At 44.3% G+C, this 22,607-nt stretch carries 24 protein-coding genes; 13 read left to right on the top strand and 11 right to left on the bottom strand.

The annotated features are described in order from the left end of the window. Window position 1 precedes the first annotated feature (1 nt). Window positions 2-1,309 (bottom strand): MFS transporter, encoded by a 1,308-nt coding sequence (locus MD536_RS01365; protein WP_239594995.1) that lies wholly within the window; start codon window positions 1,307-1,309, stop codon window positions 2-4. 177 nt (window positions 1,310-1,486) lie between these two features. Between MD536_RS01365 and MD536_RS01360 the strand changes: the two genes are divergently transcribed. Genes MD536_RS01360 through MD536_RS01330 form a run of 7 tightly spaced genes read left to right on the top strand, consistent with a single transcriptional unit; the run spans window position 1,487 to window position 8,120 of the window. Then, on the top strand, window positions 1,487-3,226 hold the full coding sequence (locus MD536_RS01360; protein ID WP_239594993.1) for a GMC family oxidoreductase: 1,740 nt from the start codon (window positions 1,487-1,489) through the stop codon (window positions 3,224-3,226). 12 nt (window positions 3,227-3,238) lie between these two features. Next, window positions 3,239-3,901 carry a gluconate 2-dehydrogenase subunit 3 family protein gene (locus tag MD536_RS01355; RefSeq protein WP_239594991.1) on the top strand — a complete coding sequence of 221 codons (663 nt, stop codon included), beginning with the start codon at window positions 3,239-3,241 and terminating at the stop codon, window positions 3,899-3,901. A 26-nt stretch (window positions 3,902-3,927) separates the two neighbouring features. Continuing rightward, window positions 3,928-5,085, top strand: a complete 1,158-nt coding sequence (locus MD536_RS01350) for a Gfo/Idh/MocA family protein (protein ID WP_239594988.1) — start codon at window positions 3,928-3,930, stop codon at window positions 5,083-5,085. 39 nt (window positions 5,086-5,124) lie between these two features. After that, on the top strand, window positions 5,125-6,180 hold the full coding sequence (locus MD536_RS01345; RefSeq protein ID WP_239594985.1) for a sugar phosphate isomerase/epimerase family protein: 1,056 nt from the start codon (window positions 5,125-5,127) through the stop codon (window positions 6,178-6,180). Between the two features lie 10 nt (window positions 6,181-6,190). Beyond that, window positions 6,191-6,586 (top strand): c-type cytochrome, encoded by a 396-nt coding sequence (locus MD536_RS01340; RefSeq protein ID WP_239594983.1) that lies wholly within the window; start codon window positions 6,191-6,193, stop codon window positions 6,584-6,586. 1 nt (window position 6,587) lies between these two features. Continuing rightward, complete coding sequence (locus MD536_RS01335) at window positions 6,588-7,322, top strand: 3-keto-disaccharide hydrolase (RefSeq protein WP_239594981.1); 735 nt, start codon at window positions 6,588-6,590, stop codon at window positions 7,320-7,322. Between the two features lie 54 nt (window positions 7,323-7,376). Continuing rightward, the gene (locus MD536_RS01330) at window positions 7,377-8,120 is read left to right on the top strand and encodes a ThuA domain-containing protein (RefSeq protein ID WP_239594979.1); all 744 of its coding nucleotides are present in this window, start codon (window positions 7,377-7,379) and stop codon (window positions 8,118-8,120) included. A 66-nt stretch (window positions 8,121-8,186) separates the two neighbouring features. On the opposite strand, the gene MD536_RS01325 is transcribed toward MD536_RS01330, so the two are convergent. From MD536_RS01325 to MD536_RS01310, 4 genes are all read right to left on the bottom strand, one after another. Next, window positions 8,187-9,068, bottom strand: a complete 882-nt coding sequence (locus tag MD536_RS01325) for a sugar phosphate isomerase/epimerase family protein (RefSeq protein WP_239594977.1) — start codon at window positions 9,066-9,068, stop codon at window positions 8,187-8,189. Window positions 9,069-9,188: 120 nt separating this feature from the next. Next, entirely contained in the window at window positions 9,189-9,656 is a 468-nt protein-coding gene (gene rpsG, locus MD536_RS01320) for a 30S ribosomal protein S7 (protein WP_239594975.1), read from the bottom strand. A 17-nt stretch (window positions 9,657-9,673) separates the two neighbouring features. Next, window positions 9,674-10,060: a 30S ribosomal protein S12 gene (rpsL, locus tag MD536_RS01315; RefSeq protein ID WP_150846709.1), complete on the bottom strand. Its 387-nt coding sequence runs from the start codon at window positions 10,058-10,060 to the stop codon at window positions 9,674-9,676. A gap of 63 nt (window positions 10,061-10,123) precedes the next feature. Beyond that, entirely contained in the window at window positions 10,124-11,188 is a 1,065-nt protein-coding gene (locus MD536_RS01310) for a branched-chain amino acid aminotransferase (protein WP_239594974.1), read from the bottom strand. A gap of 101 nt (window positions 11,189-11,289) precedes the next feature. Between MD536_RS01310 and MD536_RS01305 the strand changes: the two genes are divergently transcribed. The 5 genes from MD536_RS01305 to MD536_RS01285 are packed head-to-tail and all read left to right on the top strand — an operon-like array spanning window position 11,290 to window position 14,298. Then, window positions 11,290-11,856, top strand: coding sequence for a hypothetical protein (locus MD536_RS01305; RefSeq protein WP_239594972.1), 567 nt, complete (start codon window positions 11,290-11,292; stop codon window positions 11,854-11,856). Between the two features lie 16 nt (window positions 11,857-11,872). Then, window positions 11,873-12,460, top strand: a complete 588-nt coding sequence (gene rdgB / locus MD536_RS01300) for an RdgB/HAM1 family non-canonical purine NTP pyrophosphatase (protein ID WP_239594971.1) — start codon at window positions 11,873-11,875, stop codon at window positions 12,458-12,460. Further along, window positions 12,457-13,008 carry an RNA polymerase sigma factor gene (locus MD536_RS01295; protein WP_234865600.1) on the top strand — a complete coding sequence of 184 codons (552 nt, stop codon included), beginning with the start codon at window positions 12,457-12,459 and terminating at the stop codon, window positions 13,006-13,008. Before rdgB ends, MD536_RS01295 begins: the two co-directional genes overlap by 4 nt. Then, window positions 13,005-13,850 (top strand): hypothetical protein, encoded by an 846-nt coding sequence (locus MD536_RS01290; RefSeq protein WP_239594968.1) that lies wholly within the window; start codon window positions 13,005-13,007, stop codon window positions 13,848-13,850. The genes MD536_RS01295 and MD536_RS01290 overlap by 4 nt, the downstream gene beginning before the upstream one ends. A 13-nt stretch (window positions 13,851-13,863) precedes the next feature. Beyond that, a complete protein-coding gene (locus MD536_RS01285) occupies window positions 13,864-14,298 on the top strand; it encodes an acyl-CoA thioesterase (protein WP_239594966.1) in 435 nt (144 codons plus the stop codon). 1 nt (window position 14,299) lies between these two features. Here the strand turns inward: MD536_RS01285 and MD536_RS01280 are convergent, their stop codons facing one another. From MD536_RS01280 to MD536_RS01270, 3 genes are read right to left on the bottom strand one after another with little or no spacing between them, the layout of a single operon-like run. Then, window positions 14,300-15,037 carry a shikimate dehydrogenase family protein gene (locus MD536_RS01280; protein WP_239594964.1) on the bottom strand — a complete coding sequence of 246 codons (738 nt, stop codon included), beginning with the start codon at window positions 15,035-15,037 and terminating at the stop codon, window positions 14,300-14,302. Further along, window positions 15,037-15,807, bottom strand: coding sequence for a phosphosulfolactate synthase (locus MD536_RS01275; RefSeq protein WP_234865589.1), 771 nt, complete (start codon window positions 15,805-15,807; stop codon window positions 15,037-15,039). The genes MD536_RS01280 and MD536_RS01275 overlap by 1 nt, the downstream gene beginning before the upstream one ends. A gap of 52 nt (window positions 15,808-15,859) precedes the next feature. Then, window positions 15,860-17,281 (bottom strand): tetratricopeptide repeat protein, encoded by a 1,422-nt coding sequence (locus MD536_RS01270; protein WP_239594962.1) that lies wholly within the window; start codon window positions 17,279-17,281, stop codon window positions 15,860-15,862. Window positions 17,282-17,426: 145 nt separating this feature from the next. On the opposite strand from MD536_RS01270, the gene MD536_RS01265 reads away from it, so the two are divergent. Then, the gene (locus tag MD536_RS01265; protein ID WP_239594960.1) at window positions 17,427-17,813 is read left to right on the top strand and encodes a hypothetical protein; all 387 of its coding nucleotides are present in this window, start codon (window positions 17,427-17,429) and stop codon (window positions 17,811-17,813) included. Window positions 17,814-17,912: 99 nt separating this feature from the next. Here MD536_RS01265 and MD536_RS01260 read toward each other — a convergent pair whose 3' ends face one another. From MD536_RS01260 to pyrG, 3 genes are all read right to left on the bottom strand, one after another. Further along, window positions 17,913-18,569, bottom strand: coding sequence for a hypothetical protein (locus MD536_RS01260; RefSeq protein ID WP_239594958.1), 657 nt, complete (start codon window positions 18,567-18,569; stop codon window positions 17,913-17,915). Window positions 18,570-18,615: 46 nt separating this feature from the next. Continuing rightward, a complete protein-coding gene (gene yidC / locus MD536_RS01255; RefSeq protein ID WP_239594957.1) occupies window positions 18,616-20,463 on the bottom strand; it encodes a membrane protein insertase YidC in 1,848 nt (615 codons plus the stop codon). A gap of 81 nt (window positions 20,464-20,544) precedes the next feature. Then, window positions 20,545-22,182: a CTP synthase gene (pyrG, locus tag MD536_RS01250; protein WP_239594955.1), complete on the bottom strand. Its 1,638-nt coding sequence runs from the start codon at window positions 22,180-22,182 to the stop codon at window positions 20,545-20,547. Window positions 22,183-22,607: the final 425 nt, after the last annotated feature.

The raw sequence follows: 22,607 nt of genomic DNA, 5'->3' as shown, positions 1-22,607 counted from the left end.
ATCAGGCTCCTGCCAATTGAGGTTTCTTTTTATTACGCATGTAAAAAACCAATCCGGCAAATGCAACAGTAAGAATAACCGGAATAATTGCTGTCGCTTTTAATACATCCGGTCCTGCAGTCAATTGTGCTTCTGCATATTTGGTTGCTTCTGCAGTTCCGGCAGCTGCTGTACGATAGGCTTCCATCGACGCACCTTCAGGAAGTTTTTCAGCAATCAGTCGATCGTAAAATCCACCCATAAACAGGGTATAAATGGATACTGCAAACATACCGGCTCCTCCCATCAGGTTCAATCCAAGTGCTCCGGATTTTGGGATGTTTTCGGCAACAAATCCCAGCATGGTTGGCCAGAAATAGCACACCCCGATTCCGAAGATGAGTGCAGCAAAATAAAGCATGGATCCAGAAACCGTACTCATCATATAAATACCGATGGCAGCCAGTATGGCTGATATCAATAATACCCCCTGCGGAGAAAAGCGATGAACGATTGGCTCAGCTAATCCGCGACCTACTACCATTACCCCTGTTGTTATCGTCAGAATCAGGATCGCATTGTCTGTTACATTATTCAATAAAACACCTACCCACTGGCCTGTAAACAATTCAGTGATCGCAGTTCCAAACATGCAGATAAACATGAAAACAAACAAAGGTGTACCTACTGATTTATACATCTCTGCAGTTGAAACACCTGATGCAACCCGTTCTGTAACCGGAAAATCAAGTTTTGAAAAAAGATAGCCGTAAATCAGCGTCGGTATCAGCATGATCGCAACTTGAATCTGCCAGCCAATTCCCATTTTTTCAAACAGGAACACAATTAATGTGCCTATGAATATTCCACCCGGAAACCATAAATGAAAATGGTTGAGCTTGGTGGTTTTGTTATCGGGATACAAAGTTGCAACGAGCGGATTACAGGCCGCTTCAACGGTACCATTGGCAATACCAATTAGTAAGGTTGAAAGAAATAAGGTCCAAAATCCACCCGCAAAAATAGTAAGCACAATTCCTGCCAGATGAAAGAGAAAGGCAATCACCAACAACTTCTTCATTCCGATGGCATCCACCACCATACCACCTATTACAACGGCCAGCGGAAATCCCCAGAATGCCGTAGCCGCAATAGAGGCCAGTTCAGATGCACTGAGATTAAATTGGGTTCCCAGGGTTCCCAGGATACCAGCCCGGATTCCAAATGACAGAGAGGTTACTAAAAGGGAGAGACAACTTGCTACAAATAGTTTGTTTCGGTTAATGTTGGCTTGCATATCATTGAGGTTGTTAAAAATAAAGGCAGTCATAAATTTATGTTTTTCACAGATATTTCAATCAATGAAGAAGAATGTGGTAAAAAAAAAGAAGATAACAGTTGTTAGGTTAAACTAATTTGTTATATAGAAACTGTTTGTTGATAGTGTCCAAAACCATCCGTATTTTCAACTCTCTTTTTATCGATCATTCAAATTTCAAGCAACAAAATGGGTGAATTACAAATTAAAAAGCAGGCTGTTAACTACGATGTAATAATTGTTGGTTCAGGAGCTGGAGGAGGTATGGCTGCCTATACACTGGCTAACGCCGGATTAAAGGTTTGTTTACTGGAAGCGGGCCCCATGTACGACCCCGCAAAAAACGTTACACAGCTTAAAAATCCCTGGGAATCTCCCCGCAGAGGAGCTGCTACGCGTTTTCGCCCATTCGGTGATTTCGACGCCTGTTATTGGGGATGGGATATTGATGGAGAACCTTACACCAAAGCGGCTGGTACGCAGTGGGACTGGTTCCGCGCCCGCATGTTGGGTGGACGTACCAATCACTGGGGAAGAATATCTCTGCGCTTTGGCCCCAAAGATTTCAAACGCAAAAGTATCGACGGGCTGGGTGAAGACTGGCCAATCGGGTATGAAGATATTAAACCCTATTACGATAAAGTTGATCAGCTCATTGGTGTATTTGGTACCAATGAAGGTTTGGAAAACGATCCGGATGGATTTTTCCTTCCTCCTCCCAAACCCCGCCTCCATGAACTCTTTATCAAAAATGCAGCAACAAGAGCCGGTGTTCGTGTGATACCCTCCCGAATGTCCATGCTCACCAAGCCGATCAATGATAAAAGAGGGGCCTGTTTCTACTGCGGACAGTGTAGCCGCGGTTGCCAGGTGTATGCAGATTTCTCTTCTTCTTCCGTATTGGTAAAACCTGCTATGGCTACCGGCAACATTGATGTGATTCCAAATGCTATGGCCCGCGAAGTACTGACCGATAAAGAAGGATTGGCAACCGGAGTTTCCTATGTGAATAAAGATGACTTGATGGAATACCAGGTGAAGGGACGGATTGTGGTGCTGGCTGCCAGTGCCTGTGAAAGCGCCCGCCTCCTGCTGAATTCAAAATCTGCCCGACACCCGAACGGACTTGCCAATTCTTCGGATGTGGTTGGCCGTTACCTGCATGATTCCACCGGTGCAGATATGGGAGGGGTTTTGCCACAACTTTTCGATCGTAAACGCTACAATGAAGATGGCGTTGGGGGCATGCATGTGTACTCTCCCTGGTGGCTGGATAATAAAAAACTCGATTTCCCAAGAGGATATCATATTGAATACTGGGGCGGACAAGGTCAGCCAGCTTATGGATTCGGTATGGGTATCCAGAGTATGAACGGAAAATTCCTGGTGAATGGCAAACAGAAAGAAGCAGGTGGTTATGGCGCATCCCTCAAGGAAGATCAGCGTTTCTTCTATGGAGCTTCCATTGGAATGGCTGGTCGCGGGGAAGCTGTTGCCTTCCGCCACAACAACTGTGAAATAGACCCGAATGTGGTTGACAAATACGGCATTCCTGTTCTTAAATTCAATGTAAAATGGAGTGAACACGAAATCAACCAGGCCAAACACATGAAGGAAACCTTCAAAGAAATTATGCATGCTATGGGTGCTGTGATTACCTGGGGAGGTGACGATGGTCTGGAGAATAATTACGGCCTGCACGCACCTGGAAAAATCATTCACGAAGCAGGTACCGCCAGAATGGGAAATGATCCCAAACAATCTGCGCTCAACAAATGGAACCAGGCACATGATTGCAAAAACCTGTTTGTTGTGGATGGTGCGCCTTTTGTTTCCCAGGCTGATAAAAATATCACCTGGACCATCCTGGCACTTTCCATGCGGGCCAGTGAATATATTGTTGATCAGCTTAAAAAGAATAACCTTTAAATACTCCTTACTATGGATAGAAGAAAATCACTCAAAGCACTTGCGCTGGGAACTCTTTCCACCGGACTCCTGCTGGATGCCTGTAAGGAAACTGATAAAAAAGCAGAAGCTCCCAAAACCGATACAACCGGTACTGGTAAAATCGACCGGATGCCGGAAGAACTAGAACACTACAATAAAATCACGGCTGATAAGTTCTTTACCGAACATGAGATGGCAACCATCACCATACTGGCAGATATCATCATTCCGAAGGATGAGGTGAGTGGCAGTGCATCAGATGCCAAAGTGCCCGATTTCATTGAGTTTATAGTAAAGGATATGCCTGAACACCAGACACCCATGCGCGGTGGATTACGGTGGCTGGACCTGCAATGTTTGCGTCAGTTTGAAAAATCGTTTAAGGATTGCAGTGAGCAACAACGAATCGCCATGGTGGATCAGATTGCCTATCCCAATAAAGCAAAAGCTGAAATGAAACCTGGGGTAAATTTTTTCAACCTAATGCGCGACCTTACCTGTACCGGATTTTACACCTCGGAAATTGGGGTAAAGGATATTGGGTATGCAGGTAATAAACCAAACCAGTGGAATGGCGTACCCGAAGAGGTATTAAAGCAATACAACCTCGCTTACACAGAAAAAGAGAATGCCGAATGTGTGAGTTATAAATAAATACAATTCCACCAAATCACTCATAAATGACGATTGCAAGAAAACTCAGAATGGGCATGGTAGGCGGAAGCCTGGATGCATTTATTGGAGCGGTACACCGTATGGCTGCCTGGCTGGATGGAGAAATAGAACTGGTTTGTGGTGCTTTCAGCAGCAGTGCAGACAAATCAAAACAAACCGGCGCATCACTCAGGCTACCTCCAATTCGCACTTATGCTTCTTACGAGGAAATGATCCTCACAGAGAAAACACTGCCGGAAGACCAACGCATGGATTTCGTATCCATTGTTACTCCCAACCATATGCATTTTGGTCCGGCTAAACTGGCCATGGAAAACGGTTTTCATGTAGTTCTTGATAAGCCCGTAACATTTAGCCTGGCAGAAGCCCTGGAACTAAAACAGGTAATTGAAAAAACGGGCGCACTCTTCTGTCTCACCCATACTTACACCGGTTATCCGATGATCAAGGAAGCCAAACAATTGCTCGCCGCCGGAAAAATCGGTAAGATCCGTAAAGTATATGTGGAATACCCACAGGGATGGTTAACCGAATTTCGGGAAGGCAGTAATTACAAACAGGCTGCCTGGAGAACGGATCCCAAAAGAAGTGGTATTTCCGGTTGTATGGGAGATATCGGCACACATGCATTTAATATGGCTGAGTATGTTACCGGTTTAAAAGTAGAAGCGGTTTGCGCAGATTTACAGATCACCGTACCTGGTCGTTTGCTCGACGATGACGGATCTGTACTGCTTCGTTTTGAAAATGGAGTAAGTGGCAATCTCTTCGCTACCCAGGTAGCAGCTGGTGAAGAAAACAATCTGAAGATCCGGGTTTATGGTGAAAAAGGTGGAATTGAATGGCAACAGGAAGATGCCAATACCCTGATGGTAAAATGGCTGCATGAACCTGCCCAGGTGTACAGAGCCGGCACCCCTTATCTCAGCAGTTATGCACGGTTGGGTACGCGTACGCCTCCCGGCCATCCGGAAGGATACCTGGAAGCATTTGCCAATATCTATCGCAATTTTGCATTCACTCTTCAAGCCCGGATGAATGGTACGGAAGCAAAACCGGAATGGCTTGATTTCCCCGGTATCGAAGAAGGAATCCGGGGTATGCTGTTTGTTGAAAAAGTTGTGGAGAGCAATGCAAGCGAACAAAAATGGACAAAGCTCTAAGTAAATCGATCATTTACCATTGACTAAATACTTGAATACATGACAACATTAAAAGGTCCTGGTATTTTCTTAGCCCAGTTTCTTGGCGATCAGCCTCCCTTCAATACCCTGAAAGCCATCTGCCTTTGGGCGGAATCACTCGGATTTAAGGGTGTTCAGATTCCAACCTGGGATCCGCGATGCATTGATTTGCAAAAAGCAGCGGAAAGCAAAACTTATGCAGATGAGGTTCGGGGTACTGTGGAAGAATGTGGTTTATCCATTACTGAACTTTCCACGCACCTGCAGGGACAACTGGTGGCAGTTCACCCGGCTTACAATGAACTCTTTGACGGATTTGCTCCTGAATCGGTGAGAGGTAATGCAAACGCAAGAACCGAATGGGCAGTACAACAATTGAAATATGCTGCACAGGCATCCCGTAACCTGGGGTTGAACGCCCATGCCACCTTTAGTGGCTCCCTATTATGGCACACTGTTTATCCATGGCCTCAAAGACCAGCTGGACTCGTAGAAACAGGATTTCGTGAACTGGGCAGGCGCTGGAAGCCTATACTGGATGTATTTGAAGAAAACGGTGTGGATCTCTGTTATGAAATTCATCCAGGTGAGGATTTACATGATGGTATTTCATATGAAATGTTCCTCAAGGAGGTTGACAACCATGCCAGAGCCTGTCTCTTATATGATCCATCCCATTTTGTATTACAGTGCCTGGATTACCTGGACTATATAGATATTTATCACGAACGAATCCGAATGTTTCATGTAAAAGATGCTGAGTTCAATCCAACCGGCAGACAGGGAGTATATGGTGGCTATCAAAGCTGGATCAACCGTGCAGGACGTTTCCGTTCGCTGGGTGATGGCCAGGTTGATTTCGGAAGTGTATTCAGCAAATTGGCAGCCTATGATTACAAAGGATGGGCTGTGATGGAATGGGAGTGCTGTCTTAAACATCCTGAAGATGGTGCTAAAGAAGGTGCTATCTTTATACAGGATCATATCATTCGCGTTACTGAAAAAGCATTCGATGATTTTGCAGGAACGGGATCGGATGAAAACTTCAACAAAAAGATTTTAGGTATTCAATAAACAAAAAAACATGAAAAAGTATGTGATTCTGGCAGGCATCAGCGCCCTTGCCTTCGCTTGTGGAAACCAGGCAACTGAAGAGAAAAAAACAGAAGAAACCGCTGCCACTGAACAAACTGCTCCTGCTGCAGGACCTTCCGCAGAAGAAGAAAAGGGTATTGAACTGATCGCCGGAAGTGATTGCCTTACCTGTCATAAAGTAAATGAAAAAGCAATTGGACCTTCTTACCAGGATGTAGCCAATAAATATACTGCGGATGATGCTACAATTGCCGACCTGGCCGGTAAAATTATCAAAGGCGGTAGCGGTGTTTGGGGTGAAGTACCCATGACTCCACACCCTCAAATTTCTGAGGATGATGCAAAGACCATGGTGAAATATATCCTTTCATTGAAAACCAACTAATATGATTAAAAATCTTATGGTTGGACTTGCTCTGATTGGTATGGCCGGTTGTTCCAGCTCAAAAGAATTGGTGGCTGATAACACATTATCCAAAAAAGAAAAGAAAGAAGGATGGGTATTGTTGTTTGATGGAACCACTACCAAGGGCTGGCATACCTATGGAAAAAATGAAGTTGGTGCGGCCTGGAAAGTGGCAAACGGAACAATTTACCTGGATGCTAGCAATAAAGCCGGATGGCAGACATCAGATGGGGGTGATATTGTAACCAATGAGGCATTTGAAAATTATCATTTCAAAGTAGAATGGAAAATCGCCCCGAATGGCAACAGTGGTATCATATTTAATGTGAAAGATGACCGATCCAAATACAAACATGTTTGGTATACCGGTATGGAAATGCAGGTACTGGATAATAACGGTCACCCGGATGCGAAAATCCGCAAACACAGAGCCGGGGATTTGTACGATTTGATCGAATCCTCCCAGGAAACCGTTAAGCCGGTGGGTGAATGGAACCTGGCCGAAATCATTCAGAATAACGGGCAACTCGAACTGAAACTGAATGGTACTACCATTGTGAAAACAACACTTTGGGATGATGCCTGGAAAAAACTGGTTGCCAACAGCAAATTCAAGGATCTTGCTGATTTCGGTGTGTTCCGTTCCGGTCATATTTCCTTACAGGATCATGGCGATAATGTTTGGTACAAAAACATCAAGATTCGTAAACTCTGATATCAAAACTGCTCCTGAGGGGGCAGTTTTTTTTCCTGCAACAATCATTTCAACATGAAAGCAATACTTCTTTGGGCGATGAGCCCTTTACTGCTGCTGACAGCAATCATCGCGCAGTCTGATCAATCCGCCTCTCCTGCGCAAGCAGAAAACACCATCCTCGTTTTTTCTGCGACCCGTGGATTCCGTCATGCTTCTATTCCGGATGGAATAAAAGCGATCGGAGCAATTGCTTCAAAAAACCACTGGAAGATGGTGGCCACCGAAGATAGTTCTGTTTTCAATAACAGTAATCTGAAACAATTCAGTGCAGTTGTTTTATTAAATACAACAGGTAATGTATTCGGTCCCAATGAGGAAGCAGCGCTGCAACAGTATGTCAGGTCGGGTGGTGGAGTTATAGGAATTCATGCTGCGGCTGATTGCGAATATGAATGGCCCTGGTATAACCAACTGATTGGGGGCTATTTTGAATCACATCCTGCGATTCAGTCGGCAACGCTTGTGGTAAAGGAAAAACACCCGGCAACAGCTCATCTTGGATCCAGTTGGATTCACAAAGATGAATGGTATAATTACAAATCTGTATCTCCTGCAATTAAGGTATTACTTGAACTCGATGAAAAATCCTACGAAGGAGGGAAAATGGGATCCAGTCATCCCATCGCCTGGTACCAGGAATTCGATGGAGGCCGTCTGTTTTATACCGGCCTTGGCCACACCAGTGAAGCCTACCAGGATGAGAAATTTATCATGCACGTAACGGAGGGTATTCGTTGGGCGATGAAAAAGAAGTGAAAAGTGAAAGGTGAAAAGTGAAAATGGTGCGATCCGGTTTTTCACTTTTCACCTTTCACCTTTCACCTATATCAGGCTTGTCTTGATATACCCTATACTCCGCTTTACACTTTCCAAATGATCAGGAACATAATTGTTTTCCTGCTCTACGAAGAAATGTTTCATACCGGAGGTTTTGGCGGCTTTGAAGATTCGTTTCCAATCGATAGTACCGTTGCCTATCTCTGTATTCTGCGCCCGGTTTGCCTTGTCCATATCTTTCACATGCCACATAGGAACCCTTCCCTTCAGGTTGCTGAATAGCTGAACCGGATCCAGGCCGGCAAATACTACCCAATACAAATCGAGTTCCCATTTCACAAGGTCTGCATCTGTTGAGCTGGTCATCACATCGAAACCGGTTTGACCTCCATGATTTGCAAATTCAAAATCATGATTATGATAAGCCAGCTGAATTCCTGCTTTTTTACAGGCTTCTCCGGCCACATTTAATTTAGCTGCAATCTTTTTATAGTCATCCAGACTGGAACGTTTGTCGGGTGGTAACCAGGGAATAGTCAGATAACTGCTTTTCATAGTAATGGCTGCCTGGATATGTTCATCCAGCTCCGCTTTACCGGCATCCTCGTCTGAAAACAGGAATTTTACCGGCATATAATGACCGCTGGGTACCGAAAGTCCCAGGCTGTTCATATACGTTGAAAATTCAGCTACAGGAATGCCAAAAAACTTACCTCCTCCGAATCCATACAACTCCACTTCCTTATAACCGGCTGCTGCCACCTGCTGTAAAACCGCACGGGGATCCTTCGCTACAAGTTCTCTTAATGTATACAACTGGATCCCGACAGAACGGTTCTTTTTTTCCGCCATTAAAAAATCGGGCACAAGCATCACTGCCGGCGTGAGCAGGGAGGCTTGTTTTAAAAAAGTTCTCCTGGTAGACATAACCTGAAATTTTGGGTATTATTAGGGCAATGAATGTACGAAATAAGTGTTTCAGATACACCACAAAAAAAACCGGTCCGCTTGTGAGCGAACCGGCCTATGAAAAGGTAAGTTAGAATGTTAAACCCGGAAATGTGAGAATGCCTTGTTGGCTTCAGCCATACGGTGTGTATCTTCCTTTTTCTTGAAAGCACCACCTTCCCCTTTGCTGGCTGCAATGATTTCGTTAGCCAGTTTATCAGCCATGCTGCGACCATTACGTTCGCGGCTGAAACGGATCAACCATTTCATGCTGAGGGAGATTTTTCTGTCGGGACGAACTTCAGAAGGAATCTGGAAGGTTGCACCACCGATACGACGGCTGCGTACTTCAACAGCAGGAGTTACGTTGGCAATCGCTCTTTTCCAGATTTCATAACCATCTTCATTGGTGATTTTGCTCACTTTGTCAACGGCATCATAGAAAATTTCGAAGGCTACGCTCTTTTTCCCTTGCCACATGATATTGTTGACAAAACGGGTAACCAGTTTATCGTTATACCTGGCATCAGGGGCCAGAGGAAGTTTTTTGGCTTGTGCTTTACGCATCGGAGAACTATTTTAAATTATTTTTTACCAGTTTGTTTGTCTCTCTTGGTTCCGTACTTGGAACGGCTCTGCTTTCTGTCTTTCACACCGGCAGTATCCAGGCTACCACGAACGATGTGATAACGTACACCCGGCAAATCCTTCACACGACCACCACGGATCAAAACGATAGAGTGCTCCTGCAGGTTATGACCTTCACCCGGAATATAAGCGATCACTTCCACCTTGTTGGTCAAACGAACCTTCGCTACCTTACGGAGAGCGGAGTTTGGTTTTTTAGGTGTAGTGGTGTACACACGGGTACAAACACCTCTGCGTTGAGGACAGGCATCCAGTGCTCTGGACTTACTCTTTGCCTTGATGATTTCTCTACCTTTTCTTACTAATTGCTGAATTGTAGGCATTCTAACCTTATTTATTTGGGACGGCAAAGGTAGAATCCCTTACCGAAAAAACAAAATTAAATTCTAAACTTTCCACATCCACTGGTGCAGATCCTCGGCCTTTCCTTCCCGGATAGCATTCAGGCGTTCTTTTACGGCTTTTGCAATGGGGCTGTTATCCACATTAAATGTCATCTGAAATTCCTTGTACTTCAACTCTTTAACCATTGCGATTACAGCTGCAGTACCGGTTCCAAAAACTTCCTGTAACTGTCCCTTGCCAAAAGCAGCCAGGAGTTCATCGATATTGATCCTGCGCTCTTCAACGGGCAGTCCCATTTCCTTTAATACCACCATTACACTATCGCGGGTCACTCCATGTAAGATGGTCCCTTCCTCCAGGGAAGGTGTAACCGCTACTCCATTAATGATGAAGAACACATTCATCATTCCCACTTCCTGAAGCCATTTGTGTTCCACTGCATCGGTCCAGAGCACCTGGTCGTAGCCCTGCTTTTGAGCTTCGGTAACAGCCAGCATACTGCCTCCGTAATTTCCGGCATTCTTGGCAAAACCTACCCCACCCGGAGCCGCACGGGTATAGTGCTCCTCTACCAGTATTTTCATAGGTGCTGCGAAATAGGGTCCGGTGGGACTCAAAATGATCAGAAATTTATAGGTAGCGGAAGGACGAACCCCCAGCATGGTATCGGTTGCGAACATAAAAGGACGGATGTACAAAGAATGGTCTTTAATGGCAGGGATCCAGTTCTTGTCGAGCGCAATCAGCTTACGCATGCCTTCCATAAAGATTTCCTCCGGAACTTCCGGCATATTCATCCGGGCAGCAGATGTATTGAATCGTCTGAAATTGTCGAAAGGTCGAAAAATAAAAGCATTGCCCTCTGCATCGCGATAGGCTTTGATACCTTCAAAAATGGCCTGACCATAATGAAGGGCTGCAAGGGAGGGTTCAAGGCTAAGGGCCTGGTATGGCTTGATCTGCACAGACTTCCACTCACCATCTGCATATTCCGCCTCCAGCATATGATCTGTAAAATATCGCCCAAACGGGAGGTTTTCCAAAGGAGTATCACTCAGTCTGCTCCGGTCAACTTTCGTAACCGGTATATCGAATGCTGCAATCATATTTGGTACATTTGCTGCAAAGAAACAATGATTTTGCTGGGTAGCCAAACCATCCGGCCAAAATCACTAACAATTGTTAGTAAAAAATACCACAAGTTTTCATGTCGTTAAACTCGATTCGACTAACCCAGCACCAGGTAGCCGATCTGTATCCGGAAAGCCTGGTACTGACAACTGATATCGCTTCCACAAAAAGCATGGCTGAAGATATACCTGTAATAGAGGAAAAATCCGGCGGATGGGAAAAAGGGCCCATTCAGCCTGAATTGTCCATCCAGTTCCTGGGTAAGAACAACCGGAACCTGGTTATCCTGGTATTTTATCCTGATACTGTTCATATAGCAGAGGCTTCACTGGAATTCCTCAGCTCTGTATTAAAAGCCTGCCAGCTAACCCTTGCTGATGTTGCCATTGTAAATATGGCAAGGCAAAACCCTGGATTGGAGCAGTTGCAAAACGAACTGGCTCCCCTGCAAATGCTCTGCTTTGGGCTGCCTCATCCGGTTTCGGGCTTACCTGCAGGTTTGCCCGTATTGGCTCCACAGTCTATTCAGGATATAAAATTGATGATAGCCCCCTCCCTTGAGGAACTAAACCAGCAAACCGAGGCTGTGAAACCGCTGAAAAGGCTTTTGTGGGAAGGATTGAAAACGATGCTGGGTATATAGCCTAAAAAAAAATAATATGGAATTGATATTCGCTACCAATAACCTCCATAAAATTGCTGAAATCCAACCCTTGTTACCTGCTTCCATCCATCTGAAAACACTTATGCAGGCGGGAATTGAGCAGGAGATTCCGGAGCCGCATGATAGCCTGGAAGCTAATGCAAGTGAAAAAGCCAGGGTGATACATTCAATTACCGGTGCCAACTGTTTCAGTGAAGACACCGGATTGGAAGTAGTTGCGCTCAAAGGAGCCCCTGGCGTTAAAACAGCCCGGTATGCCGGGGAAAACGCGGGGCCAAAAGAAAATATTACCAAATTGCTGGATGCACTCCGGAATGAAAAAGATCGCCGGGCCCGGTTCAGAACGGTCATTTCCTTAATTTTAAATGGGAAGGAAATCCAGTTCGAAGGAATTTGTGAGGGCCGCATCAATGATCAGCCAAGTGGTAAACAGGGCTTCGGATATGATCCGGTATTTATTCCCAACGGATCGGACAGATGTTTCGCCGATATGACGCTGGAAGAGAAACAACAATTCAGTCACAGGCGAAAAGCCACCGACAAACTGGTGGATTTTTTATTAGTGGAGGCAACCAAACTATGAACGATAGCGACTTAATCAAAGGAAGTATTGAAGGTGATCCGAAGATGCAGGAGGCCCTTTACCAAAAGTATGCACCAAAAATGTATGCGGTTTGTCTCCGGTATGCGGGCAATAATGATGATGCTCAGGATCTCTTGCAGGAAGGATTTATAAAAGTTTTCCGGAACCTGGAAAAATACAGGCATGAAGGATCGTTTGAAGGTTGGATGCGGCGCATTTTTGTCAATACTTCCATTGAGCAATACCGTAGGAAAGTTCATCTGAACAGTATTTCAGAACAGGAGGAACGAGGCATTGAAGATGCGTCGGTTTCCGTATTGGATCAACTTGCTGAAAGGGATATTGTACAACTGGTACAGGAACTTTCCCCGGGATATCGGGCAGTCTTTAATCTGTATGTGATTGAAGGATACTCCCACAAGGAAATTGCGGAACTCTTATCCATAAGTGAAGGAACAAGTAAATCGCAACTGGCAAGGGCAAAATCAATTTTGCAAAAGAAAGTTGCTGAATTTTTAGGGGTACAACGTAAACAAGCCAACAGATGAGGGATCCACTCAGCCATAAATTAAATCAATGGGAAACCAGTCCGCCACCAGGCGCCTGGGAAAATATCTCCCGTGAAATGAGCGAATGGAATGCCGAAAAAAAGCTGGCCCTAAAACTCTACAACTGGGATCCCTCTCCTCCCGCAAGCAGTTGGTCAGCAATTTCAGAACAAATTGCTCCTGCTACATCCACTCCACCTCCATTCAGGAGAGGAGATGTGCCCGTACGCACACTTTCTCCCTACTTTATTCGATATGGTGCTGCTGCAGCAGTAATAGGTATTATTGCCTGGGTTCTCTGGGCATCGCCATTCAAAGATGCCAGTGAGATGGCGACTTCCACCATCCCGCTTACCACCGAACAGGCAGTAGCCACCCCTTCCGGAACAGTTCCTACCATTCCCTCAACGGAACCGGCTACTGAGGAGTTTGCATCAGTAACCAATCCCGAAAAGCAAACAAATTATTCGGGTGGTGTTAAAAACCATGATCCGAGAGAACCGGTATATGCCCTGGTAAGGAGAAACCGTATCGCAATTGAGACGATTGGCGGTAACTGGCAAAATGAATTGGTCAGTCAGTTTTTGAATCCGGCCATCAAACAATTACCCGTACAGCAAACAGATAGCCGGTACATTCGGATCGCTTCCAATAATGGCAATTCGGTTCGCCTGTCTGCCAAATATGCTCCTATTTATCACCAACTCACTTATTCCGAAAACGGGAATAGCCGATACTCCATTAATGCGATTGAACAGCAATTACTAAAATCACCCTATATCCCGGATCCGGGAAACCTCTTTGATATTCTTCAATTGAAAGAACTAATAGAGGAACAATAAATTTTCAATCTACATGGGCCGAATTAAACTAACCATGCCAACCGGTTTTTCATTTGAAACCAGGATCCCTGTTCGCATTACCGACCTGAATTATGGAGGTCATGTTGGGAATGATACCATTCTTAGTATCATACATGAAGCAAGGATGCAGTTTTTGAGACACGCCGGATATACTGAATTGAATTTTGGTGGAGCCAGTCTGATAATGAGCGATGTGGCAATCGAATTCAAAAAAGAACTGTTCTATGGAGAAGAGGTTATTGCCAAAGTAATGGCCACTGAATTTAGTCGGGTTGGATTTGATCTTTATTACCAATTACTGAAAACTGTTTCAGGAGAAACCAAAATAATTGCCAATGCCCGAACTGGTATGGTCTGTTTTGATTACATAAATAAAAAAATGACGGCGATTCCTACTGAAGTAAAAGAAAAAATCCAATCCCTCTAAATTAATCTGCATTCCAGATTTTCCATCCTTCTTCTGCCTGGATCAACAGCATATCATGACCGTTTTCTGTTATGGCTCCCTTTTCCTTTCCTTTTTTTAAGAAAAGGGTTTCTGCCGGATTGTACACGAGGTCATATAAATAATGACCGGAACCAAGCTGAGCGTAATCTAAGGGGGGGCAACTATCTACATTTGGATGCATACCGAGGGGGGTGGTATTGATCCATAAACGAGCATTGTACAGCAGTTCTTCATTAAGTTCAGCATAACTGAGAATGCCAGCCGCAGGATCAGCCGTTCTGCTGATTACGGTAAAGGGTATACGAAGTTTATCCAGAACATACTGTACCGCTTTGGAAGCACCTCCGGTACCCAGTACCAGGGCCCGATCATGCGCGGGCTGTAGTGATTTCAGCAGTGACTTTTCAAACCCCAGCACATCGGTATTAAATCCTTCCAGGCGTCCGTTTCGGATTCGTATGCAGTTGCAGGCACCGGTTTTCCGAACCACTTCCGAAACACTGTGCAGATAGGGAAGAATCGCTTCTTTATAGGGAATAGTAACATTAATCCCTTCGAGCAGAGGGTATTTCCGAATTAATTCAGGGAACTCCTCAATCGAAGGGATCGGGTAATTTTCATACTGCGCAGGAATGCCTTCCTGTTCAAACTTTTGGTTAAAGTAGGCTTTGGAAAACGAATGACTTAAGGGGTAGCCAATTAAACCAAAGTAGCGCATCAGGCCATTTCTTTATTCAGAAACAGATGGAAGGTATCGCCCCTGAGGCCCAAACGCATTGCTTCCAGTGAAATCATTTCTGAAGGTGCTATATTACCAAGGTTAACATTACAGCCAATCAGTTCTATGAAATACAACTGCTGGGCTTTTTGAGGGGCTTCCCAGATGATTTTTTCCTCCGGAATCTGGGTCAGAATTTCCTGTACCAGCCCTTCCCGCACTTCACCGCTTCCACGATAAATACCAACGTTTCCGGCTTCTCTTGCTTCCGCGATGACATATGTGGATCCTGCTTCCAGTTCGGCCCTCATCAGTTCAATCCATTTATAGGGAGGAATAATATGTGCAGCATCCTTACTTCCCACTTCACTCAGAACGGTTCCATGTTTAGTGAGTTTTTCAATGTAACCACATTTTTCTGCGTGCGGAATGGTAATAGAGCCATCACTAACTTCCATATAATCCACTTCAAAATCCTTGCAAACAGCAATAAAATCTTCAAACTGATTGCGGATCAGAAAGGCTTCAAAGAGCGTTCCGCCAAAATATACAGGGATACCAAAGGATTTATAAACGGCTATCTTTTCCCGCAGATTGGGGGTAACAAAAGATGTTCCGAATCCAAACTTCACGATATCTACATGCGGGTGTGCTACACTCAGAAAATTTTTAGCCTCTTCAATACTCAGACCCTTATCCATTACCATGGTAATTCCGGACTTACGGGGTTTGGCAACCCGTTCAGGAATTTGCGATAGGTTAAAATTCATTTACACTTTTTTTTGGATAGAAACCGCGCAAAAATAGGAAACAGCAGCCACATTACGCTTTTCCGGTTTTTCGGTGGCGTGCAATCAGGTCAACTACCAGTTGATTCTGGAGTATTGTTGGGTTAAGTGCTACAAATTCTTTTAGTTGCCGAGGCGCTTTCTGCAATCCTCTTTCGAGATAGAGCAACCCTTCTTTAGATTTACCAAGGGCGAATAGTATTGCACTTTTATAATATATAAAGACCGGTTTCCCCTCTGTATGCTGCAATGCCGCCAGGACCTGTTCCAGCGCTTCCTCATAAAATTTATTCAGGTAGAGACATCGAACCAGGGCTTCCCAGCCCTGTACACTTTTTGGCCGGGCCCTAACCACATTGGAAAAATAAAAAATGGCATCTTTTACTTCCCCCAACTGAACTTTACATTCCCCCATGGCCAGGTTGAACTCGGGAACAGATTTATGGACTTGCATGGCAGTTTCCAGTTGCTTAACTGCCTGAGCCCATTGTTCTTCATTTATATAGGTGCAGGCAATCTTATAGTACAATTTGCTGTCATCCGGATTCAGATGCACGGCTTTGCGGTAATAAATCCGGGCCTGCCCATAATTTCTGAGTTTGTCGTAACAATGCCCAATGGCTTCAAAGATCACATCTTCCGGCCTCGACAGTTCCAAAACTTTTTCCAATACTTCGATGGCGTCTTTGAATTTGCGCAGCCGGATATAGGCATCGCCCATATTCCGGTAGGCATAATCGAATTTTTCATCAATGGCGATGGCATACTTGTAAGCATCTATTGCTTTTTCATAGAGTTTCAGGCCCTGATAGGCAGCAGCCAGGTTAAACCAGGCGAGCTCATTGTAAGGATAGTCTTCCAGAATCTGCTGGTGCAATTTGATGCTTTCCTCATTACGCCCGGTAAAATCGGTCCAGAAGCAGATTTTATACAAAGCCTCCTCATTGGTTGGCTCCTGTTCAAGAATAAGTTTCAGGCAATCGAATATCTTTTCAAACTCTTCATAATCATCATATACATCCGCGAGTTCAAACAGCAGTTCAATTTTTTCCTCTCCTTCAAATTCTTCAAGAGCTGTTTCCAGGAGATGAATCGCTTTTTCCTGTTCATCTAAAGCCAGGTAGGCATCTGTACGAAGAATGTACAATTCGATATTGCGGCTGTCGAGTAATTCTGCCAGATCCAGCACCTCCAGGGCTTCCCGGTACTTCCGGGTAGCAATTAAAATGTCGGCTTTTCTGAAAAGTAGTGCTGCAGAGTAGGGAAATTGTTCAACTCCCAGATCACAGGCTTCCTGTGCCTGGGCCAAATCCTCCTTGTCATCAAAATAATTAATGATTTTCTCAAAGGATTCCTCATCGAGAAAGCTGCTGGAACGGCCGGATTTCCTGTCGTTGTACAACCTCAATAATTCCTCCATATCCTCTTTGTCCTGTCGAAAGGGGTATTCTTTCATGAATCGTGGTTACTACAATTTACCTTAAACAAAAAAAAGTTCCAAGTTTATGTAACAAAAATTATCAACATGCGTTACATATATATTAAAATTTGTGATCAACGGTTAGGAATTTTCCAAATCTTTTATCTATTTTTGTACAAATATGTTGTTAAACCTCCATACCAGACTTACTAAACACAGCCTTAAACTGTTGGTAGCGGCTCTTTTGCTGAGTGTTACAGGTTTGGCATTCGCTAGTATGGGAGGTGAGAAAAAAGCGAAAAAGGCTTCCAAAGCAACAGAAGATTTTGTTCCAATCAGGACAACTGCAGGCTTTACTCTGAAAGCTGGTCCCAGTTACAAAGGAAGTCTGGGTTTCAACAGTTCTAAAACAACTAATGGCACTTTATCCATCAATACACTGGTAACCTATCAGAAGGGTAATACAACTTATATTATGCCCTACAACAGCAGGATTTCCGTTGTCAAAACCACTCCCTGCAACAGCAGCACCCAGATGCTGAATCTGAAAGTACGCATCAACAAATAATTGATCTTTTTCAGCTTTCATTTTTTCCTGCCAATACAGCAGCTCATCTGATTTAGAGGATCCATTTTCACTTTTCACGTCTCACCTTTCACCTTTCACCTAGTTCCTCCTCCCCTTCTTACTTTCCTCATAAGTCATTTCTCTATATCCCGCTTTAGGAATATCAAATTTGGACACAGGTACCGGATTCAATGATACTTGTGAAACTACATACTTGATGATCAGTTTACCCTGTTGCAATTCATATTCCAGTGGAAGGCCACGAAGATTGGTAAACTGGGAGTTGTAATAATTGTTTTCCGGAACAAGTTCTTCCGTATAATAAACGGTAAAGGTAGAACCATCCTTCAGTGTGGCTACTGCTTTTTTACAGGTATACCCAGCCAATTGCTTGGTTTCTCCCGTGGTAGTGAATTCAATACCCTCATACCTGCGATTCTTATCTTTCCAGTCAGCCGCTGTCATGCGGATCAGTACTTTTTGTCCTCCTACTTCCTGTAAAACCACTGCAGAACCTGTCCGGCCATCATGAATGGTAGTAAAACTGGCCAATGCACTCTGCATTTCGGAACGACTCAGACCGCCCTTCAGATAAACCGTAGTTGTGGCACCATCGAAGGCGTCCGCCAGCTTGGGTTCAGCAGCACCGGTCGTAATTACCGCATCGTAAACGATGGTGAGGTCGGATACTCTTTTCTGGGCAAAAGTTCCTGTTACCAATAGAAAGCCCAGCAGGGTAAAAAAGGTTGTTTTCATGTTGATCATGCTGATAAGCAGACGGAAAATAACCATTTTTAGTTGGCTATTTGCCTTTTTTCTGCATTTCCTGCACCTTCTTTTGTGTTTCCTGCATTTGCTCCAGTCGCTCCTGCCATTTTGACTTCGACTTGGGTTTTGCCCGGTTAGCAGCTAACTGAGCCACGATTTTGTCGTGATCGATAATATAATTCTGAATTACCCATTGGAGTGCAAGTGTAATCAGGTTCGAGACCGTATAATACCAGGTAAGCGCAGATGGCAGTCTGTTAAAGAAAAACAGGAGCAGTACCGGGAATATATACGGCATGTATTTTAACATCGGATTGTTCTGATCCGGTGTCATATTCATGTTGTAAATGGAAATCAGAAAACTGGTTATTACAGCGGTCAGGGTAAACAGGCTCACGTGATCTCCGTACCAGGGAATATGAAAAGGCAGTTTAGCAATTACATCATACATGGACAGATCGGTTGCCCATAAAAATGATTCGCCCCTTAAAGCCAGGAAAGAGTTAAAGAAGCTATACAAGGCAAAGAAGATAGGAATCTGTAACAGTGCTGGTATACAACCACCGAGAGGATTCACACCCGCCTCACGGAAAAGTTTCATCTGCTCCATTCCAAAAGTCTGCTGATCATCTCCATACTTCGCTTTCAATGCATCAATCTCAGGACGGAGAGCTTTCATTTTGGCGCCACTCAGGTAACTGGAGTAAACCAGCGGTGAAGTAATCAACCGTATGAAAATCGTCAGCAATGCAATCACCAATCCGTAAGAGCTGAAAAACTTTTTAATAAAGTCGAACACCGGCATTACGATATACTGGTTAATTGGACGCACAAACGCATAAGGTCCCTGGCCCAGGTTCACAATTTTATCCATATCCTCAATACCAAGTGAACGAAGCAGCTTGTAATCATTGGGACCGAAATAAAACTGCATAGGAAGCGTAGCCTGTGTACCAGCTGGCAGCTTTTTTTCAAAACTGGCTTTAACGGCCACGATCATACGAGAACTATCATCTGAAGGCGTGGACCATTCAAATTTCGCCTTATCAAATTTTTCCTTATTGATAAGGGTCGAATTGAAAAAACGCTGTTTGATACTTGCCCACTGCACCGTATTATCAAAGCTCTCTGTATCATTGGAGAATAAATTAAAATAATCATATTCACCATTTTCTACAAGGATTAACTGTGATTGCTCCCGCTCATACCGGGCATCCTTTTCCTGTTGCATTGCTGCTACATTCCACTGAAGCTGGAGGTTCTGCTGTGGGATCATAGAAGTTGTACCCTGAAGGCGGAGGTTAAAGTCGATCAGGTAGGAATCCGGATGAATAATATATTCCTGCTGAATGGATTCACCGGTATTTCCAGTTGCCTCATAAACAATAATGTGGTTTCCATTGGCATCCTGCTGGGCTGATTTCAACTGGAAAAACAGATCTGCAGAAGCCGTGCTTTGATTAGGAGCTGTCAACACCGGAAAACTGAACTGGTCGCTACCATCTTCAATTACTGAAACAAGGCTACTGTCTGCACGGTTGTACTTTTTAAGTTCAACCTGCACCGGTTGCCCGCCTTTATTACTAAAACTTACTTTTAAAAGATCCGTTTCAACAGTATGAAGAGTACTGGTTCCTACCAGGTGGCGGGCCCATCCGGTGGCATTCGAATCAAGTGTTGCAGTAACCTGAGTGGCGCTATCCTTGATCATTGCCTGTGCGGCTTGTTGTTTGACCAATTCAATTTTTGCCAGTGAATCTGCCTGCCGAAGCCGCTGCGCCTCTAATTCCCTGCTATTCTTGGAAGAAATAAACAGGTAAACGAAAAGAAGTACGCCTAACAGCACAAAACCAATTATCGTATTACGATCCATGCTTTGCATCCAAACTATTTTTAAGACCTGCGAAGATAGGGAAAACGTGAGATGTCAGACGTGAAACGTGAGAGTCCGCGCCCAGTGTCTCTATTCTATACCTTGTAAAACCTTCACTCCATCCTTTTTTTCTGCAAACTCCTTGGCGGCTTTAACGAAATGAACGAATATAGGCTGCGGGTTTTCTACCGTGCTTTTCAATTCCGGGTGGTATTGAACACCAATAAAGAAGGGATGCGTTGGAATCTCTACGATTTCCACTAAACCTGTTTCTGGATTTTTACCACTTGCAACCAGGCCTGCAGCTTCAAAATCGGAGAGGAATTGGTTATTGAATTCCCACCGATGCCGGTGGCGTTCAGAAATCTCTGTAGTGCCGTAGATCCGATGCGCAAGTGTGCCTTCTTCAATCTTACAGGGATAAGCTCCCAATCGCATGGTACCTCCTTTGGCAGTTACTGTTTTTTGTGCATCCATCAGATCAATAACCGGACGTTGGGTATTCGGATCCATTTCTGTTGAATGTGCATCCGACCAGCCCAGCACATTCCGGGCATATTCAATTACACTCATCTGCATGCCCAGGCAAATACCAAAGAAAGGCAGCTGATTTTCACGTGCATATTTGACAGCAATGATCTTTCCCTCTATTCCACGATGTCCGAAACCGGGGGCTACCAGCAAGCCATCCAGGTGACTTAATTTCTCCACTACGTTTTCTTCAGTGATGAATTCACTGTGAACATTTACAATATTCACTTTGCATTCATTCATTGCTCCAGCATGAACAAAAGCTTCCAGGATGGATTTATAGGCATCCTGCAATTCAATGTATTTGCCGATGAGGCCAATAGTCACTTTACTCTTGGGATACTTTAGTTTGTCAAGGAACTCTTTCCATTTGCTTAACTCCGGCTCTGAATACTGTGTAATATTCATTTTCTTCAGGCAGATCAGGTCCAGCTTTTCCCGCATCATAGCCAACGGCACTTCATAAATGGTAGGCGCATCAGCGGCTTCAATTACTGCTTCTTTTTTCACATTACAGAAGAGTGCAATTTTACGACGGATTTCTGGTCCGAGTGGCTCCTCCGTTCTGCATACAATCACGTCGGGATGAACGCCTTCCTGGCTCAGCATACGAACACTGTGCTGGGTAGGCTTTGTCTTTAATTCTTTGGCCGCTTTCAGGTAGGGAATCAGGGTGAGGTGTACTACCACACAATCTTCTTCGGGCAATTCCCATTGTAACTGACGCACAGCTTCAATAAAAGGCAGACTCTCAATATCACCCACGGTTCCACCAATTTCGGTGATTACTATATCATATCCTCCCTGCCCCAGGAGCAACATGCGTCTTTTGATTTCATCGGTTATATGGGGAACAACCTGAACGGTTTTTCCTAAATAAGCACCTTCTCTTTCTTTGTTGATTACAGTCTGGTAAATCCGGCCGGTAGTTACATTATTTGCCTGGCTGGTGAAAATGCTCAGAAAGCGCTCGTAGTGGCCAAGATCCAAATCGGTTTCAGCACCGTCTTCCGTTACATAACATTCACCATGTTCGTAGGGGTTCAAGGTACCTGGATCCACGTTTATGTAGGGATCAAATTTCTGGATCGTCACTTTCAGCCCCCTTGCTTGTAACAACTTACCCAGGGATGCCGCAATAATTCCTTTACCCAGGGAAGAAGTTACTCCACCTGTGACAAAAATGTACTTGGCCATATCAATTCAGTTTCAATTTTTTATAACAGTGGCGGCGTTCAAAAAAAATAATTGCCCATGACCGATTGGCCAGTTGCAAATTAAAGTACCCATTAAATTATGTTATAGTGAACGCGGCTGATGTGACCTTGCGGAAAATTGCAATATGTTCATCCGGGAGGTCATGCAAAGATAGGATAAAAACACAATAGGCACCCGGAAACCCGGATGCCTATTTTTTCCTTTTGGTGATTATTGCTTATTACTTACTATTAACTTGAGAAATTTCCAAGGGCTGGATAGGTGTTGTCTTAATGAAAGCGGAGTGATTTCTCTTCATAAAAATCTCCTTAATTTTTTCCGCCTGGTCCTTATTCGCATGGATCACAACGATCGCCAATATCTCAACCAACAATATCCAGACACTTAAATTTCGCTTCATACTA

The organism is Flavihumibacter cheonanensis (assembly GCF_022352215.1).
GTDB lineage: Bacteria > Bacteroidota > Bacteroidia > Chitinophagales > Chitinophagaceae > Flavihumibacter > Flavihumibacter cheonanensis.
The sequence above is the reverse complement of the archived record's forward strand: the minus strand, read 5'-3'. Positions and strand labels throughout refer to the sequence as shown.

Excerpts from the sequence above, each read along its gene's own strand:
- pyrG (WP_239594955.1), bottom strand. The coding sequence starts at position 22,182 with ATGGCCAAGTACATTTTTGTCACAGGTGGAGTAACTTCTTCCCTGGGT.
- MD536_RS01325 (WP_239594977.1), bottom strand. The coding sequence starts at position 9,068 with ATGTCTACCAGGAGAACTTTTTTAAAACAAGCCTCCCTGCTCACGCCG.
- MD536_RS01365 (WP_239594995.1), bottom strand. The coding sequence starts at position 1,309 with ATGACTGCCTTTATTTTTAACAACCTCAATGATATGCAAGCCAACATT.
- MD536_RS01265 (WP_239594960.1), top strand. The coding sequence starts at position 17,427 with ATGTTGTTAAACCTCCATACCAGACTTACTAAACACAGCCTTAAACTG.
- MD536_RS01295 (WP_234865600.1), top strand. The coding sequence starts at position 12,457 with ATGAACGATAGCGACTTAATCAAAGGAAGTATTGAAGGTGATCCGAAG.
- MD536_RS01275 (WP_234865589.1), bottom strand. The coding sequence starts at position 15,807 with ATGAATTTTAACCTATCGCAAATTCCTGAACGGGTTGCCAAACCCCGT.
- rpsL (WP_150846709.1), bottom strand. The coding sequence starts at position 10,060 with ATGCCTACAATTCAGCAATTAGTAAGAAAAGGTAGAGAAATCATCAAG.
- MD536_RS01355 (WP_239594991.1), top strand. The coding sequence starts at position 3,239 with ATGGATAGAAGAAAATCACTCAAAGCACTTGCGCTGGGAACTCTTTCC.
- MD536_RS01305 (WP_239594972.1), top strand. The coding sequence starts at position 11,290 with ATGTCGTTAAACTCGATTCGACTAACCCAGCACCAGGTAGCCGATCTG.
- MD536_RS01340 (WP_239594983.1), top strand. The coding sequence starts at position 6,191 with ATGAAAAAGTATGTGATTCTGGCAGGCATCAGCGCCCTTGCCTTCGCT.
- MD536_RS01335 (WP_239594981.1), top strand. The coding sequence starts at position 6,588 with ATGATTAAAAATCTTATGGTTGGACTTGCTCTGATTGGTATGGCCGGT.
- yidC (WP_239594957.1), bottom strand. The coding sequence starts at position 20,463 with ATGCAAAGCATGGATCGTAATACGATAATTGGTTTTGTGCTGTTAGGC.
- MD536_RS01280 (WP_239594964.1), bottom strand. The coding sequence starts at position 15,037 with ATGCGCTACTTTGGTTTAATTGGCTACCCCTTAAGTCATTCGTTTTCC.
- MD536_RS01360 (WP_239594993.1), top strand. The coding sequence starts at position 1,487 with ATGGGTGAATTACAAATTAAAAAGCAGGCTGTTAACTACGATGTAATA.
- rdgB (WP_239594971.1), top strand. The coding sequence starts at position 11,873 with ATGGAATTGATATTCGCTACCAATAACCTCCATAAAATTGCTGAAATC.
- rpsG (WP_239594975.1), bottom strand. The coding sequence starts at position 9,656 with ATGCGTAAAGCACAAGCCAAAAAACTTCCTCTGGCCCCTGATGCCAGG.
- MD536_RS01270 (WP_239594962.1), bottom strand. The coding sequence starts at position 17,281 with ATGAAAGAATACCCCTTTCGACAGGACAAAGAGGATATGGAGGAATTA.
- MD536_RS01350 (WP_239594988.1), top strand. The coding sequence starts at position 3,928 with ATGACGATTGCAAGAAAACTCAGAATGGGCATGGTAGGCGGAAGCCTG.
- MD536_RS01345 (WP_239594985.1), top strand. The coding sequence starts at position 5,125 with ATGACAACATTAAAAGGTCCTGGTATTTTCTTAGCCCAGTTTCTTGGC.
- MD536_RS01290 (WP_239594968.1), top strand. The coding sequence starts at position 13,005 with ATGAGGGATCCACTCAGCCATAAATTAAATCAATGGGAAACCAGTCCG.
- MD536_RS01330 (WP_239594979.1), top strand. The coding sequence starts at position 7,377 with ATGAAAGCAATACTTCTTTGGGCGATGAGCCCTTTACTGCTGCTGACA.
- MD536_RS01260 (WP_239594958.1), bottom strand. The coding sequence starts at position 18,569 with ATGAAAACAACCTTTTTTACCCTGCTGGGCTTTCTATTGGTAACAGGA.
- MD536_RS01285 (WP_239594966.1), top strand. The coding sequence starts at position 13,864 with ATGGGCCGAATTAAACTAACCATGCCAACCGGTTTTTCATTTGAAACC.
- MD536_RS01310 (WP_239594974.1), bottom strand. The coding sequence starts at position 11,188 with ATGATTGCAGCATTCGATATACCGGTTACGAAAGTTGACCGGAGCAGA.